The sequence below is a fragment of the Salinicola sp. CR57 genome, assembly GCF_003206585.1.
Lineage (GTDB): Bacteria > Pseudomonadota > Gammaproteobacteria > Pseudomonadales > Halomonadaceae > Salinicola > Salinicola lusitanus.
This window is the reverse complement of the sequence record NZ_PZJL01000001.1, coordinates 349,690-365,082: the sequence shown is the minus strand read 5'-3', so window position 1 is coordinate 365,082 and position 15,393 is coordinate 349,690. Positions and strand designations below refer to the sequence as shown.

At 64.5% G+C, this 15,393-nt stretch carries 15 protein-coding genes; 5 read left to right on the top strand and 10 right to left on the bottom strand.

Annotated features, from left to right (window positions below):
• Positions 1 to 14: 14 nt before the first annotated feature.
• The 6 genes from DOM56_RS01720 to DOM56_RS01695 form a co-directional block, all read right to left on the bottom strand.
• On the bottom strand, positions 15 to 812 hold the full coding sequence (locus DOM56_RS01720; protein ID WP_110601960.1) for an ABC transporter permease: 798 nt from the start codon (positions 810 to 812) through the stop codon (positions 15 to 17).
• Complete coding sequence (locus tag DOM56_RS01715; protein WP_110601961.1) at positions 809 to 1,729, bottom strand: ABC transporter permease; 921 nt, start codon at positions 1,727 to 1,729, stop codon at positions 809 to 811. The genes DOM56_RS01720 and DOM56_RS01715 overlap by 4 nt, the downstream gene beginning before the upstream one ends.
• Positions 1,730 to 1,740: 11 nt before the next feature.
• Positions 1,741 to 2,871: an ABC transporter ATP-binding protein gene (locus DOM56_RS01710; protein WP_110707211.1), complete on the bottom strand. Its 1,131-nt coding sequence runs from the start codon at positions 2,869 to 2,871 to the stop codon at positions 1,741 to 1,743.
• A gap of 29 nt (positions 2,872 to 2,900) precedes the next feature.
• Positions 2,901 to 4,193, bottom strand: coding sequence for an FAD-binding oxidoreductase (locus tag DOM56_RS01705; protein ID WP_110707210.1), 1,293 nt, complete (start codon positions 4,191 to 4,193; stop codon positions 2,901 to 2,903).
• Between the two features lie 555 nt (positions 4,194 to 4,748).
• Positions 4,749 to 6,068 carry an APC family permease gene (locus tag DOM56_RS01700; protein ID WP_110707209.1) on the bottom strand — a complete coding sequence of 440 codons (1,320 nt, stop codon included), beginning with the start codon at positions 6,066 to 6,068 and terminating at the stop codon, positions 4,749 to 4,751.
• A 107-nt stretch (positions 6,069 to 6,175) separates the two neighbouring features.
• On the bottom strand, positions 6,176 to 6,988 hold the full coding sequence (locus DOM56_RS01695) for a carbon-nitrogen hydrolase family protein (RefSeq protein ID WP_110707208.1): 813 nt from the start codon (positions 6,986 to 6,988) through the stop codon (positions 6,176 to 6,178).
• A 171-nt stretch (positions 6,989 to 7,159) separates the two neighbouring features.
• Between DOM56_RS01695 and DOM56_RS01690 the strand changes: the two genes are divergently transcribed.
• Positions 7,160 to 7,981: a LuxR C-terminal-related transcriptional regulator gene (locus DOM56_RS01690; protein ID WP_198655634.1), complete on the top strand. Its 822-nt coding sequence runs from the start codon at positions 7,160 to 7,162 to the stop codon at positions 7,979 to 7,981.
• A gap of 142 nt (positions 7,982 to 8,123) precedes the next feature.
• On the opposite strand, the gene DOM56_RS01685 is transcribed toward DOM56_RS01690, so the two are convergent.
• On the bottom strand, positions 8,124 to 9,173 hold the full coding sequence (locus tag DOM56_RS01685) for an aspartate carbamoyltransferase (RefSeq protein ID WP_110707207.1): 1,050 nt from the start codon (positions 9,171 to 9,173) through the stop codon (positions 8,124 to 8,126).
• A 284-nt stretch (positions 9,174 to 9,457) separates the two neighbouring features.
• On the opposite strand from DOM56_RS01685, the gene DOM56_RS01680 reads away from it, so the two are divergent.
• Positions 9,458 to 10,312: an SDR family oxidoreductase gene (locus tag DOM56_RS01680; RefSeq protein ID WP_110707206.1), complete on the top strand. Its 855-nt coding sequence runs from the start codon at positions 9,458 to 9,460 to the stop codon at positions 10,310 to 10,312.
• Positions 10,313 to 10,322: 10 nt separating this feature from the next.
• On the opposite strand, the gene DOM56_RS01675 is transcribed toward DOM56_RS01680, so the two are convergent.
• Positions 10,323 to 11,225: an IclR family transcriptional regulator gene (locus DOM56_RS01675; RefSeq protein ID WP_110707205.1), complete on the bottom strand. Its 903-nt coding sequence runs from the start codon at positions 11,223 to 11,225 to the stop codon at positions 10,323 to 10,325.
• A gap of 70 nt (positions 11,226 to 11,295) precedes the next feature.
• Positions 11,296 to 11,835, bottom strand: a complete 540-nt coding sequence (uraD, locus tag DOM56_RS01670) for a 2-oxo-4-hydroxy-4-carboxy-5-ureidoimidazoline decarboxylase (protein ID WP_110707204.1) — start codon at positions 11,833 to 11,835, stop codon at positions 11,296 to 11,298.
• Positions 11,836 to 11,942: 107 nt separating this feature from the next.
• Here uraD and uraH point away from each other — a divergent pair, with 107 nt between their 5' ends.
• The 3 genes from uraH to DOM56_RS01655 all read left to right on the top strand — a co-directional run bounded on the left by uraH (position 11,943) and on the right by DOM56_RS01655 (position 14,521).
• On the top strand, positions 11,943 to 12,305 hold the full coding sequence (uraH, locus tag DOM56_RS01665) for a hydroxyisourate hydrolase (protein ID WP_110707203.1): 363 nt from the start codon (positions 11,943 to 11,945) through the stop codon (positions 12,303 to 12,305).
• Positions 12,305 to 13,672, top strand: coding sequence for an 8-oxoguanine deaminase (locus tag DOM56_RS01660; protein WP_110707202.1), 1,368 nt, complete (start codon positions 12,305 to 12,307; stop codon positions 13,670 to 13,672). The genes uraH and DOM56_RS01660 overlap by 1 nt, the downstream gene beginning before the upstream one ends.
• A gap of 99 nt (positions 13,673 to 13,771) precedes the next feature.
• On the top strand, positions 13,772 to 14,521 hold the full coding sequence (locus DOM56_RS01655) for a GntR family transcriptional regulator (protein ID WP_110707201.1): 750 nt from the start codon (positions 13,772 to 13,774) through the stop codon (positions 14,519 to 14,521).
• 18 nt (positions 14,522 to 14,539) lie between these two features.
• On the opposite strand, the gene DOM56_RS01650 is transcribed toward DOM56_RS01655, so the two are convergent.
• Positions 14,540 to 15,271: an aspartate/glutamate racemase family protein gene (locus tag DOM56_RS01650; RefSeq protein ID WP_110707200.1), complete on the bottom strand. Its 732-nt coding sequence runs from the start codon at positions 15,269 to 15,271 to the stop codon at positions 14,540 to 14,542.
• Between the last annotated feature and the right edge of the window lie 122 nt (positions 15,272 to 15,393).

The window sequence follows — 15,393 nt, the reverse complement described above, 5'->3', positions numbered from 1 at the left end:
CGCGGGGCTTCGACTCAGACCTTGCGCTGGCGGTTGAATGCGAGACTGATCACGGCGGCCAGGGCCACCGCGCCGATCATCAATGTGGCAATGGCATTGATCTCCGGCGTGACGCCTTTCTTGATCGCGCTCCAGATGTAGATCGGCAGCGTGGCACTCTCCGGCCCGGCGGTGAAGAAGCTGATCACGAAATCGTCCACCGATAGCGTGAACGACAGGAAGAACGCGGAGATCAGCGCCGGCTTGATGGTCGGCAGCATGAAGTGAATGACCCGCTTCAACGGCGTGGCGTAGAGATCCTTGGCCGCTTCGAACAGGCTGGGGTCGAGCCCGACGAAGCGCGAGTAGACGATCAGCGCGACGAACGGGATCTGGAAGGTCACATGGGCGATGACCATGGTCCCAAGCCCCGGCTGCAGCAGTCCGGTCAGACGGTGGAACTGGACGAAGAACGCCATCTCGGAGATGCCGAAGACGATGTCCGGCAACACGATCGGCAGATAGATCAGCACGATCAGCCAACCGAGCTTGCGATGGCGGTGCCGGTACATGCCGTAGCCGATCAGGCAGCCGATGGCGAGCGCGATGACGGAGGAACAGGTTGCCAGAATCAACGTGTTACCAAATGCCGTGATGATCTGTTCGTTGCCCAGCAACTGGTGATACCAGCGCAGCGAGAATCCGGTCAATCGAGCGGCGCTGTTGGCGGCATTGAACGAGAACAGCACCACCACGGCAAGCGGCAGGTAGAGGAAGATCAGCGTCAGCCACCAGAACGCCGTCAGGCCGCGCTTGAGCGTGCGCTTTCTCATATCACCACCTCCTCGCCGCCGCCGAGACGCTTGCCGATGCGGCGCATCGCGAACAGACCGATGAAAGTCGCGATCAGCATCAGGATCGCGCCAGCGGCGCCCAGCGGCCAGTTCGAGCCGCCGGAGAACTGCGTCGCCACCAGGTTGCCGAGCATCATCGCCTTGCCGCCGCCGAGAAGCTCCGGAATCACGTACATGCCGAACGCGGGGATCGCCACCAGCACCACGCCCGCGAGCAGGCCCGGCAGTGTCTGCGGGAAGACGGCGTGCCAGAACGCCCGGACCGGCTTGGCGTAAAGATCCTGCGCCGCTTCGACCTGGGCGGTGTCGAGCTTCTCGAAGGCGGCGTAGAGCGGCAGTACCATGAACGGCAGGAAGTTGTAGACGAGACCCAGTGTCACCGCGAAGTTGGACGGATAGAGCCCCATGTTGGGCGAGATCAGGCCCATCATCTCGGCGAGGTTGGAGAGCGGTGTGCCCGGCGCCAGCAGATTCATCCAGCCGAAGGTGCGAATCACCTGATTGGTCCAGGACGGCACTACCACCAGCAGCAGCATGATCGGTCGCCACCGCGCCCGGCAGGTGGTGATGTAATAGGCGATGGGATAGGCGACCAGCACCACCAGGCCGGTGGCGACGACGGTCTGCCACAGCGAGCGCAGCAGCGTGTAGAGATTGCCCGGGCTCCAGCCCAGAAAGCCGACGCCCGCCAGCTGCTCGAACGAGCTCAGCGACAGCGGCAACTGCGGCAGTCCGTAGGGGCCGTTGGTCATGAACGCCACGGCCATCAGATAGAGACTCGGCAGCACCAGAAAGAGGATGATCCAGGCGGCGCCCGGGGTCACCGTAAAGAGCAGGTGGCGGGTTTCGCTGACCACCGCATGGCGCCGCGAGGCGGTCTGGGATGTCTGCAGCATCTCGCTTCTCCTCAGGCCGCGACGCGGACCAGATCTTCCGGACAGATGCCGATGGTCACCCGGTCGCCGACGTCGTGTATGCGCTGGCCGAGATTGCCGGCCACCGCCGTCAGGGGGTGATCGTTGACGGTTAGCCGGTATTCGATGCGGCTGCCGCGATAGAGGCGCTCTTCGACCGTGCCCTCGAGCCGGTTGTAGTCCGCGGGAACGTCGCCGCCCAGCTCCAGGGTCTCGGGGCGGATCAGCAGCCATCCTTCAGGGGTGTCGCGTTGCTCGGCGGGATCCAGCTGCAGCCGCCCCAGCCCGGTGTCCACCCAGTTGCTGTCGCTGGCGGTGATGGCGAACAAATTGTCGTGCCCCATGAAACGGGCGACGAAGGCGTTGGCCGGATGCTCGTAGATCTCGCTGGGGGTGCCCACCTGCTGGATGATGCCGCTATCGAGCACCGCGATGCGATCCGACATCACCATGGCCTCGTCCTGGTCGTGGGTGACGAAGACGAAGGTCACGCCCAGGCGCTTCTGCAGGCGTTGCAGTTCGACCTGCAACTGGCCGCGCAGGCCGGCATCCAGGGCCGACAGCGGTTCGTCCAGCAGCAGCACGTCGGGCTCGCAGACCAGCGCCCGGGCCAGGGCGATGCGCTGTTTCTGGCCTCCCGACAGCTGGTCGACGCGGCGCTCGACCAGCGAGCCGAGCTTGATGAATTCGGCGACCTCCGCCACCTTGCGGTTGCGCTCGGCGGCCGGTTCGCCACGCATGCGCAGGCCGAATGCCAGGTTGTCGCGTACGGAGAGGTGGGGGAATAGCGCGTAGGACTGGAAGACCGTATTGACGCTGCGCCGATGCGGCGGCACGTCGATGACATCCTTTCCGCCGATCTTCAGCTGGCCGTCATCGGCCTCTTCCAGGCCGGCGAGAATGCGCAGCAAGGTCGTCTTGCCACACCCGGATGGCCCCAGCAGGGTAAAGAATTCGCCGGCGTTGATATCCAGGTCGACGCCGGCCAGCGCAACGGAATCGCGCCCGAACTGCTTGCGTAACCCCTGCATCCTGATCGAGGAAGCACCGCGTTTGTCTTTCGACGCCGTGTCTGCCCCGTCCGCGCGATCGGTGGCTTTCACGGTGTTGGTCAAATCGGTCATTGGGCCGTCCTCGTCGTTCTTGCCGCTGGTCACAGCCGGTCGCGAAGCTTGTAGAAATGGGTCGCCAGTACCAGCAGGGGGGTCCGTAACCACCGGCCGCCCGGAAAAGTCCGGTGGGGCATGGCGGCAAAGATGTCGAAGCGCTCACTTTGTCCGGCAATGGTCTCGCCCAGCAGTTGGCCGGCCAGCCCCGCCAACGCCATCCCGTGGCCGGAGTAGCCCTGGGCATAAAGGACATTAGGCGCCAGTCGGCCGAAGTCAGGTGCGCGATTCATGGTGATGGCCACGTCTCCTCCCCAGCGATATTCGATATCGATCTCTTTCAACACCGGGAAAAGACGCCGTATCTTGGCATCGGTGCGCGCCTCCAGACCTTGCGGTGGGCGGCCGTCGTAACTCACTTCTCCGCCGTAGATCAGGCGCCTGTCTTTCGACAGACGATAATAGTCGAGTACGAAGTTGGCATCCGACAAGGCGTCGTTTCTCGGGAGAACCTGAGCGACCTGCTGCTCGGTCATGGGCGCGGTGGCGATCATGTAGTTGGCCGCTTTCATGATGCGCCCGCTCATGGCGGGCACCAGCCTACCGCCGTAGGCGTTGGTGGCGATCACGACGTGATCTGCAGTGACACGGCCGCGCGCGGTGACGACGTTGGCCGGCTGGCCGTGCTGGATATCGACCACGGGGCTGAACTGATGAAGGATCGCTCCGGCCTGTTGAGCGGCTCGGGCCAGGCCGAGCGTGTAATTGAGCGGATGCAGGTGGCCCGCTTCGCGCTCCCAGAGCGCCGCCGGGTAGGCATCGGTGACGACGTGTTCGCGCAGCGCGTCGCCTTCCCTCCACTCGAGCCCGTGATAGTCGAAGTCGCGGGCCATGCGCTCCTGTGACTGCCTGAGCGCGACGACATGGCGAGGTTTGACCGCCGCGTGAAGGTAACCCCAGGACATCTCGCAGGGGATCTGGTGATGCTCGACGAGGTGGGCGGTCAGCCTGACGGCCTCACGGCTCATTTCCCAGATATCACGGGCGGCCGATAGCCCCAAGGCCTTCTCGACGGTGTGTATATCGGTGCCCAGGCCAGGCAGTATCTGCCCGCCGCTACGTCCCGAGGCCCCATGGCCCACGGTCAGTGCTTCGAGCAGGATGACTCGATATCCCCGCTGAGCCAGGTGCAGCGCGGCGGAACACCCGGTAACGCCTGCGCCGACCACGCAGACATCGGCGCGGTGATCGCCCTCCAGCGGGAGCGCCGGCTCGAGCTCGACGGCGATGGAGTCCCGATACCAGGAGGAGGTTGTCGCCGACGACGAATAAACTGTCATAGGGAGTCCGTCTTGGGTTGCGCGCTGCGCTTGTAATTGTTGATTCTGTCATATCGAAGAGTGACGTGACCTACTCAGTGTGTCACTCGTTCTGTAGTTGATGTCAACTATTTAATAACACTATTTTTTTGGCCGGAAGAGATGAGGTTCGTTAGACGCCTCGCCTCTTTTTGTTGGGCTTCTTTCCCTCGGAAAGGAGGGTAGGAGGGCGTTTTTCGCTTTTCTATGTCTGTTTTTTCGCGACCTTACAATGGAGGTCCGGGCCGGAATGTTCCGTCCGGCAGTCTTGGGTCAGCCTCGAGAGAGATTGGGTGGGTAGTGGAATAATCGACAGTGGCGTTGAATCAGGCAGCCGATGAAGGGCATCGGCTGCCTTGGATCGATAGGCAGGGCTGTCGCGGGGTGCGCGCCACAATGCCGTCAAACCAACGGATGACCCAGTTCCGGGGATCGATGGCGCATCATGAGCCCGCTTTCGGACTCTCTTCGTCGATGCCGTCAGTTTTCGGCACGAACCGGCGCACCTCGCGCGGGTCGCGTGTCATCTCCTCCACCTCAAGCGTCGATATGCAGCTCTGGCGTCGGGCGGCGGAAGCCACGGGTCAGCCAGGCCAGCCAGCCCAATCCTGCCAGTAGCCATATCGAGCCAAGCATGATCGCTCTGTGATCGAGACTGAACAGCAGCCACACGATGGCGACGAGCCCGATCGCCGGGCAGACCAGAAAGCACAGGGTATCGCCCGGGCCACGGCGGCGCTCCTTGAGATAGTAATGAAAGATCACCGCCAGGTTGACCAGGGCAAAGGCCAGGAAAGCGCCGAAGTTGATGAACGAGGCCGCTGACAGCACATCCATCGTCAGCGCCAGCAGTGCCACCAGGGCGCTCAATATCAGTCCGCCCAGTGGCGTCCCATGGCGACCCAGCGTCCCCAGCCAGCGCCGCGGCAACACGTCGTCCCGTCCCATGGCATAGATCAGCCGAGCGCCGCTGGCCTGTGCGGCAATGCCCGAGGCGAACTGGCCCACGACCAATCCGATCAGGAAGATCGAGACGAACAGATCGCCACCGATGTTACGCGCGATGGCATAGGCGGCGGCATCCGGGTTGGCGAAGTCGAAGCCCGGTGCCGCGAGCTGGACGCAGTAAGAGACGACGACGAAGATCAGCCCGCCCAGGAGCGTGATCAACAGGATCGCTCGGGGCAGCGTGCGCTGCGGATCTCGAGTCTCCTCCGTCAGCGTGGTCACGGCATCGAAGCCGAGAAACGAGTAGCAGGCGACGGCTGCACCGGCCATCAGTACCGGTAGCGATCCACCGTCGCTGCCGAGAAACGGCGCCAGGCTGAATAGCGGCTGCGTGGGGTCGCCGAGGATGTAATGCACGCTGAGACCGACGAAAGCCACTAGCACCAGCATCTGAATCAGCATCATGGCGCTGTTGACCAGGCTGGCCAGCTTCAGGCCGAGCACGTTGATCACCGTGGTGACCGCGATGAACGCCAACAGCCACAGCGCCGTCGGAATGCTAGGGAAGGCGGAGTTGAGATAGGCCGCTCCGATCAGCCAGATCACCATCGGCAGGAACAGATAATCGAGCAGGATGGCCCAGCCGGCGAGAAAACCCAGGCGATCGTCGATGGCATGACGAACATAGGCATAGGCGGAGCCGGCTACGGGATAGGCAGCGGCCATGCGACCGTAGCTGTGGGCGGTGAACAGCATGGCCACCAGGGCGGCGAGATACGCACCCGCCACCGCCCCCTGCGTGACCACCGCGAGTACCCCGAAGGTGCCGAGCACGATGATCGGGGTCATGTAGGCCAGGCCGAACAGCACCACCTGGGAGAGGGTAAGGGTCTTCTTCATTTCCGACATCGTCGTTTCCTGTTGTGGTTATTTTGAGATTCGCGGTTATTTCGAGATTCGCGGTCATTGCGACCCGTTGCCGCTGTGGCACCGACAGCAGGGCAGAGCAACGGCGCTCAGCCGAAATGCCAGCTGCGGTGTGAGCCCTGGGTTTCGAGGTGGCCCTCGAGGCTCAGGCGCCGATCCCGGTGGTAGTCGTACTCCTGCCTGGCGCTGGACAGGCGTGCCGGATCCAGGTGCAGCGGCTGGATCGTCTCCTCGCGGCCGGCCCGGAACAGCAGCTCGCCGTCGGGGCCGACCAGCGCGCTCTCGCCGGCGAAGGTGAGCCCGGCGCCCTGGCCGACCCGGTTGCTCATGGCCAGGAAGCACTGATTTTCCTGGGCTCTGGCCTGGGCGGCGCGGGCGTGTACGGGGCCGTAGGGGTCCATGTTGCCGTTGGTCACCACCAGCAGGTCCACACCCATGGCGGCCAGCGCCCGCGCCGGTTCGGGGAATTCCAGGTCGTAGCAGATCAGCAGCCCGATGCATCGGCCGCGCCATTCGAGGCAGTGAAGCGCATCGCCGGGCTCGACCAGGGTGCGTTCATCCGGCCATAGATGAGTCTTGCGATAACGCAGGGCGATCCCACTTTCCGGCGTGATCAGCACGGTGGTGTTGAATACGGCATCGCCATCCCGCTCCAGCAGGCCGATGGCGATCGCCATGTCGCGCTCGCGACTGGCGCCGATCAGCGCCTGCAACTCCGGACCGTCGAGCGCCAGGGCGCGGTCGAGCACATGTCCGGATTCGGCAAAGCCGCTCAGGTGCGTTTCGGGAAAGACGATCAGCGCTGTGCCTTCGTCGGCGGCATGCACGATTTCCAGCGCGCGGGCGAGGTTGTGCGCGATCTCGCCTTCGCGGCTGGCGAGTTGTGCCAGAACAAGCTGCATGGAACACTCCGGGAGTTGTGGTTGGAACGGGAGCCGGTGATCTCCAGTATCCCCAATCCCGCGCCACTGCCTATCCCGCGAGCGGGGTAACCCGATCGGGGGAAGGAGACGCTCGCCGGTGGTGTTGAAGAGATATGGCGTAAGGAAGGCGTAGCCTCAGAGAGAGAAACGATGACGCATCGACCCTGGCCGAGGACAAGTACCGATGACATGACGCCGCTGGAAAGCCTGGAGTGGCATCGTGCCTTCGGGCAGTTGGCGGAAAACGTCGATCGTGCCGGCTTCTGGCTGGCGCTGGTGCGGCGGTTGGCGGAGGAGGTGCATTTCGATACCTGGGTGGCACTGGTTTTCGACCGCCGGCAGCCGCCCCGTATTCTCGCCGAGAGCGACGAGGACGATGGCGCCGACGACGCGCTGTTTCAGGACTATCAGCGCGGCCTGTATCTCCTCGATCCGTTCTACATCGACGCTTGCGAGCGCGATCGCTGCGGTCTGTTCACGCTGGCGGAAGTGGCGCCTCAGCACTTCACCCGCACCGAGTACTATCAGCGCTATTTTCGACGCAACATCGTCGCCGACGAAATTCACTTCAATCAGACGCTGGATGCTCGCCGAACCCTGTGCCTGTCGCTGGGCTCGACCCGTTCCTTTTCCCGTCAGGCGTTGGGCAGCCTCGCGCTGATGCAGCCGTGGCTGCTGGCCCTGATGCGCTTGCGCATGCATTTCGAGCCGGAGGGCGATGGCGAGGCCGGGCCCCATCCCTGGCATCCGCTACCGGAACGCGCGCTGGAATTCGATTCCCGCTATGCACTGACCGAACGTGAGCGCGAAGTGAGCCAATTGATGCTGGGCGGCAGCTCGACCAAGGAGATCGCCCGGCGTCTGGCGATCTCCGTCGAAACGGTCCGCGCCCACAAGAAACATCTCTACGCCAAGCTGGGGGTCAATTCCCAGTCGGAGCTGTTTTCGCTGTTCTGGCAAGCACGCCGTTAGGCTTGCCTCAAAAGTGCTGCGCTCGTCCATGCGGCGTTAAAAATGAGCTCGTGCGCGAGTCCGATCAAAGTACTCATTTACAACCCGTAAACTCCGCCTTCTCGCTCATTTTCGCCTTGCCTGGCCATCGCTCGCCAACTTTTCAGGCGAAACCTGAGCCCTGGAAGCTGGCGTCGTCGACGCCGAAGGTCTCCGGCACGAACCAGCGCACCTCGCGCAGGTCGCGTGTTATCTCCTCCTCCACCTCAAGCAGATGGGCGAAGATCGCCATGCGCATGGGGATGCCGTTGTCGGTCTGGCGGAAGATCGCCAGGCGCGGGTCGCCGTTGAGGTCGGTGGAGAGATCGTTGGCGCCGGGGCGGCTGTCCCGGGGCAGCGGATGCATGACGATGGTGGTCGGCGAGCAACGGCGGTCAAGGAAACCGCGATCGACGACGAAGTCCGAGGTCAGCTCGGTGAAGCTTTCCGACATCTCCGCGGTGAAGCGCTCGCGCTGGATCCGGGTGGCGTAGATGACGTCCACGTCGTCGAACGACTCGGCGAGGTTGGGCCGCGTCTCGATGCGATGCCCCCGCGACGCCACCAGATCGATCAGGTGCTGGGGCATCTCCAGCCCCGGCGGCGAGACCAGCGTGATGCGCAGCGGTTCGTAGAGCGACAGCAGCTTGATCAGCGAGTGCACCGTGCGGCCGTATTTCAGGTCGCCGGTCAGCAGCAGATGGGCGCCCGCCAGCGGCTTGCCCAGCCGCGCGAACTCCTTGGTGATGGTGTAGACGTCCAGCAGCGCCTGGCTCGGGTGTTCGCCGGGGCCGTCGCCGCCGTTTATCACCGGTACCTGGGTCGCCTCGGCGAACTCCGCCACCGAGCCCTGCTCCGGGTGGCGCATGACGATGGCGTCGACATAGCCGCCCATCACCCGGCTGGTGTCGTAGAGAGACTCGCCCTTGGCCATCGACGAGAAGGTGAAGCCGGTGGTATCGCAGACGCTGCCGCCGAGCCGGCAGAAGGCGGCGTTGAAGCTGATCCGCGTGCGCGTGCTGGCCTCGAAGAAGAGATTGCCGAGCACCGCACCCTCGAGCACGCGAGTCACCTTGCGCCGTTGGGCGATCGGTTCCATGCGCTCGGCGATGCGGATCAGGTGGTCGACGGCATCGCGGGAGAGCGAATCGACGGAGAGCAGGTGCGAAGGCATCGGGAGACCTCTTTGGCGGGCGAATGTGACGGCGCATGCGGCGGCGATAGTGTAGCGCCGCTGGCGGCCGGCTTCACGCCCGGAGAGGAGCGATGTCGCGGCGTCTCCGCCAGGGGCGACAAGACCGCTCCCCGGCTCTTGAATTAACCTGGGTTAAATGTCGATACCAAGGTTTGGAAGAAATCGCCAGACTTCCTATGCTGGGAGAGCGTCGCGGTGAATCTCGGGAAAGATGCCGCGACGGCCGGGTACATTTCATTCGATTCATTCGGGAGGGAGCCAGAATGTCCGAATCGCATTTTCCACCACAGCATCAGACTCATCAGCCGGGTAACGAGCATGAGATGCACCCTGAACCGGAGTTCATTCGTGCCGATTACCGTGGCACCGACAAGCTCAAGGGCAAGGTGGCGCTCATCACCGGCGGCGACAGCGGCATCGGTCGTGCCGTCGCGGTCCATTACGCGCGCGAGGGCGCCGATTGCGCCGTGGTCTACCTCGACGAGGATCGCGACGCCGAAGACACCCAGGCGCTGATCGAAGCCGAGGGCCGGCGCTGCCTGTTGCTCAAGGGCGACGTCGCCGACTCCGCATTCTGTCGCGACGTGGTCGAGCGCACGCGGCGGGAGCTGGGCGGCCTCAATATCCTGGTCAACAATGCCGCCGAGCAGCACGATTGGGACGACGTGACCGAGATCACTGACGAGCAGCTGCAGCGGACGTTTGCCACCAACATCTTCAGCCACTTCTATCTGGTGCGCGAGGCGGTACCGCATCTGGGGGCCGGCGATACCATCATCGCCACGTCCTCCGTCAACGCCTTCAAGGGCAACGCTACCCTGATCGATTACTCAGCGACCAAGGGGGCGATCCAGGGATTCGTGCGATCGCTGGCGCAATCGCTGGTGGGTCGCGAGATCCGCGTGAATGCGGTGGCGCCGGGTCCGGTGTGGGCGCCGCTGATTCCAGCCAGCTTCGACGACGAGAAGGTCGAGGGCTTCGGTGGGCAGGTGCCGATGAAACGCGCCGGGCAGCCCAGCGAGATGGGGCCTGCCTACGTCTATCTGGCCAGCAAGGAGTCTTCCTACATGACCGGCCAGACTATCCATCTGAATGGCGGGGTGATCCTGAATACCTGAGCAAAAGCGCCTACGCCGGCGGTTCGGTGGGGGTCTTGCCGCCGATCTTGGCGGTGATCTCGCGGGCGGTTTCCGCGACCAGCGCGGCGAGTTCGGGCAGGCGGGAGTCGTCGATCCGGGCCACTGGGCCGGAGACCGAGATCGCCGCCAGCGGCAGGCCGCTTTCGTCATGCAGGGTGGCCGCGACGCAGTTCAGGCCGATGGCATGCTCTTCGCGGTCGACGGCGTAACCCTGTCGGCGAATCTCGACCAACTGGTCGCGAAGCGTCTCGACGTTGGTCAGCGTATTGGGCGTTTCGCCCTCCAGCGTACGGCCGGCGACGATCTGCTCGAACTCCTGAGGCGGCATCCACGCCAGCAGTGCCTTGCCGACACCGGAGGCGTGCAGCGGCGCCCGTGACCCGAGACGGGTGATCATGCGCATCATCTGCTTCGATTCGCTCTGGGCCAGATAGACCACCATGCCGTCATCGCGGATGCCGAGATTGGCGGTTTCGCCACTGGTGGCGGTGAGCTGGCGCAGGAAGGGGCGAGCGGTAGCGACGAAATCCCTCGCTTCGAGAAAACTGTTGCCGATACGGAAGGTCTTGACGTCGATCTTCCACAGTCCGCTCTCGACGTCCTGGGTGATGAAGCCCTGCTGGAACAGCGCCTGCAGCAGGCGGTGGGTGGTCGAAGGGGCCAGGCCGACGTCCTCGGCGACATCGGAAAGGGCCAGTCCGTCCGGGGTTGCCGCCAGCATTTCCAGGATTTTCAGGCCGCGGACCAGCGACTGACTGTGACCGCCGCTGCTCTTGCCGCCCGCGGGCCGGCCGACGGCCCTGCGTTTGGGTTCCGTCGCCCGATTGTGCTGCTGTTCAGTCGCCCGATGCCGCTGCTGTTCAGTCGCCCGATGCCGCTCTTCGTCCGTCACCCGTCGCCGCTCTCGTGTCCGCTCATATCAGGCGCTCAGGATAACCGCTCGATCCCCTGGTGTCTGCGCGCTATCGGTTAAGACTTTCGGCCGCGCGCTGCTCCAGCCGCAGTTGCGCGATCCGGTGTATCTGCGCGATGGCGGTCCGGCGCTCCTGCTCCCGGGTATGGTTCAGGCGGGTCTCGAAGGCGGCCAGAATCGCGTGGCGATCGAGTCCACGCACGGCGATGACGAAGGGGAATTCGAAGCGTTCACGGTAAGCGTGATTGAGCCGTTCGAAACGGGCGAACTCCGCCGGCGTGCACTGGTCCAGGCCAGCGCCGGCCTGTTCCGAGCGGGAGTCGTCGGTCAGCTCGCCGCCGATCGCTGCCTTGCCGGCCAGATCGGGATGGGCTCGGATCAGCGCCAGTTGGGCCTTGGCCGAGGCGGCGTCGACCTGGTCGCGCAGCCGCTCGGCCAGTCCGGCGGGCGTGTCCTGGGCCGCCTCGAGCCCCAGCTCCCAGGCCTGCGCCGCGATCCACGGCGAATGTTCGTAGATATCGCCATAGCGCGCGATGAACGCGTCGCGATCGAGCTGGCTGGGGCGAGGCGAGAGCAGGGCGGCAGACATGGCGGCTCCGGTTGACCTTTGTATACAAAAACACTTGAATGAGGCTAGCGCGACACCGCCCGTCGATCCACCCTTTTCGGCCACGACAACCGATTCGCGAGGAAGCCATGAGCGACGCCCCACAAGGTTATCTGACCACTCACGTGCTGGACACGGCGCGCGGTCGCCCTGCCAGCGATCTGCGCATCGAGCTCTATCGGCTTGAAGGAGGCACCCGGCTGCGGCTGGCCGATGTGAAGACCAATGCCGACGGCCGCTGCGACGCACCGCTGCTGGAAGGGGCGGACTTCTCCGCCGGGGTCTACGAACTCCTTTTCCATGCCGGGGATTATTTACGCGCCAGTCAGACATCGAGCGGCCACTTCCTCGACCGCATTCCGCTGCAGTTCACGGTCGATTCGCCAAACGAGCACTATCACGTGCCGCTGTTGCTTTCGCCCTACAGCTACTCGACTTACAGGGGCAGTTGATGACGACCACGCTGATCCGCGATGCCGAGTTGATTGCGACCTTCGACGATGACGCGCGCGAGTTGCGCAATGCCAGTCTCTTGATCGAGGACGATCGTATCGCGGCGATCGGACCAGCGTCGGAAATCACGGCAACGCTCGAGACGCCCATCGACCTGGTCATCGATGCCCGCGGCCACGTCATTTTGCCGGGGCTGGTCAACACCCACCATCACTTCTATCAGACCCTGACACGCAACCTGCCGGCGGGCCAGAATGCCGAGTTGTTCGACTGGCTGGTGACCCATTACCCGATCTGGGCGCGACTCGACCCGGAGTCGCTGTTCGCCAGTAGCCAGGTCGCCGCGGCGGAGCTGCTGCTCTCCGGCTGCACCACCGCGGCGGATCACACCTATCTATGGCCCAACGGCGCACGCATCGACGATCAGATCGCGGCGGTCTCCGAGCTCGGGCTGCGCTTTCATGCCTCGCGTGGCTCGATGTCGGTGGGCGAGTCCCAGGGTGGGCTGCCGCCGGACAGCGTGGTCGAATCCGAACAGGCGATCCTCGACGATACCCAGCGCGCCATCGAGCGCTATCACGACGCCGCCGAGCGGGCGATGACCCGTATCGTGGTGGCGCCCTGCTCGCCGTTCTCGGTCTCCCGCGAGCTGATGGTCAACAGTGCCGAACTGGCCCGTCACTACGGCGTGCATCTGCACACCCACCTGGCCGAAACCCGCGACGAGGAAGCCTACTGTCGCGAGCGCTTCGGCTGCACGCCGGTGGAGTACGCCGAGCAGGTCGGCTGGGTCGGCAGCGATGTCTGGTTCGCCCACATGGTGCATCCCCATGCCGACGAGATCGCGCGCCTCGGCGGCCACTGCTGCGGCGCAGCGCACTGTCCCAGCTCCAACATGCGTCTCGGTTCCGGCATCGCCCCGGTGATGGCGATGCACCAGGCCGGCATGCGGGTCGGTCTCGGCGTCGATGGCAGTGCCTCCAACGATGGCTCGCACCTGCTGGCGGAGGCACGCCAGGCGATGCTGCTGGGCCGGCTCCAGGGTGACATGGGTGAATTCAGCGCGCGCCGGATGCTGTGGTTCGCCACTCGTGGCGGCGCTGCGGTGTTGGGCCGTGACGATATCGGCCAGCTCGCGGTGGGCAAGGCCGCCGATATCATCGGCTTCCGGCTGGACTCGCTGGCGCTGGCCGGTGGCGCGCTCCATGACCCGCTGGCATCGCTGGTCTTCTGCCAGCCGCCGACGGTCGATCTCTCCATCGTCAACGGCGTGCGTCGCGTCGAGAACGGCCAGCTGCTGGGTCACGATCTCGAGACGGTGGTGGCCATGCACAACGCCAGTGCCAGGCGGCTGGTCTCGGGCTGAGCATCCGTGCCCTTGCGGCTGTCATCTGGCAGCGGGCCGTATACAATCGATGACGAAGTAAATTATCGGTGCGACCGGCGCTGGGTGGAGCGAACGACAATGGCAAAGAGCGCGAACGCAGCGAGCGACACGAGCACGCCTGCCGAGGCGAAACGGGGTCGCGGGGCGGGCAAGGCGGGCGATGGCGCCGAGCGCCATGAAACGATCTATCAGCAGATTCGCGAGGCGATCGTCGAGCACCGGCTCAAGCCGGGGGCACGGCTGCGCGAGGATGCGCTGGCAGAAGTGTTCGGGGTCAGCCGTACCGGCATCCGCAAGATTCTGCAGCGTCTCGCGCTCGAGCATCTGGTCACACTGACGCCAAGGCGTGGCGCCAGTGTCAGCCGGCCGACCATCGAGGAGGCGCGGGATGTCTTTGCCGCGCGCCAACTGGTGGAGTGCCAGTTGATGCCTTGGGTCGCACGGCGGCTGAAACCGGCAGACGCCAAGGCGCTTCGGCAACTGGCCGTCGACGAGCGCCAGGCCCTGCGCGCCGGCCAGCAGAGCCGGGCGATCCAGCTCTCCGCCCAGTTCCACCAGCGCCTGGCCGAACTCTCCGGCAACACGCCGCTGGCGGAGTTCGTCGCCCGGCTCTGCTCGCGCTCGTCGCTGATCCTCGCCGTCTACGGCGCCTCCGGTCACCTGGGCTGCGAATCCCACGACCACGACGAGCTGGTCATGCTGCTGGAAACCGGCAAGGAGGAGCGCGCGATCGCTTTCATGCAGCGCCACCTCAAGGCGATCGAGGCGTCGCTGTCGATTGAAGAAAGCACCGATGAAGCGCCGGATCTGAACGCGATCTTTGCCTGACGCTCAGCGCTGATCCGGCTACTGGCCCCAGTCGGCGAAGCGCCCCGCGAACGGCTTGGGTCGGGGAAAGGCGAGATCGCCGTGCTTGCTGGTCCCCAGACCCAGCGAAACCAGCGACTCCGCCAGCTTGATCGCCGCGCTGACGCCTTCGATCACCGGCATCTGCAGGTCATGGGTGAGGCGCTCGGTGAGGTCCGCCATGCCACCGCAGCCAAGCACGATGGCGCCGATGCCATCCTCGTCCCTGGCTCGTTGGCACTCTTCCAGTAGCGCCTGATAGGCATTGCCCGCCGAGTTTTCCAGCTCCAGCACCGGCAGGTCGGTGGAACGTACCCGGCGGCAGTGATGGCGGAATCCATACTGGTCGAGCAGATGCTCGGCGATGATCGCGGTGCGCGAAAGCGTGGTCACCACCGAGAAGCGGGTGCTGATCAGCGTGGCCAGATGGAAGCCGGCCTCGGCGATACCGATCACCGGCGCCCGGGTCAGCTCGCGAGCGGCGAGCAGCCCCGGGTCGCCGAAACAGGCGATGACGTAGGCATCCATTGCCAGGGTTTCGCCGCGGCGAATCTCCTCCAGCACGCCGACGGCGCTGATCGCCTCGTCGAGGTGGCTCTCGATCGAGACCGGGCCGCTCTCCGGCTGACTGACGTGGATCCGCGTGCTCTCCGCGGCCACACGGTTGGCGCAGGCACCGATCTTGTCGGTCATGCTGGCGGTCGTGTTGGGGTTGATGACGTGGATCTGCATGGCATGGCACCTTGGCGACTCGAGCGAATCGCGATACGTTTATTTTGTCCACAAAAATAACCGATTTTGAATACAATATCGATGAAGACCAGTCCAAAACCGGCATCTCGACAAAAAGGGCG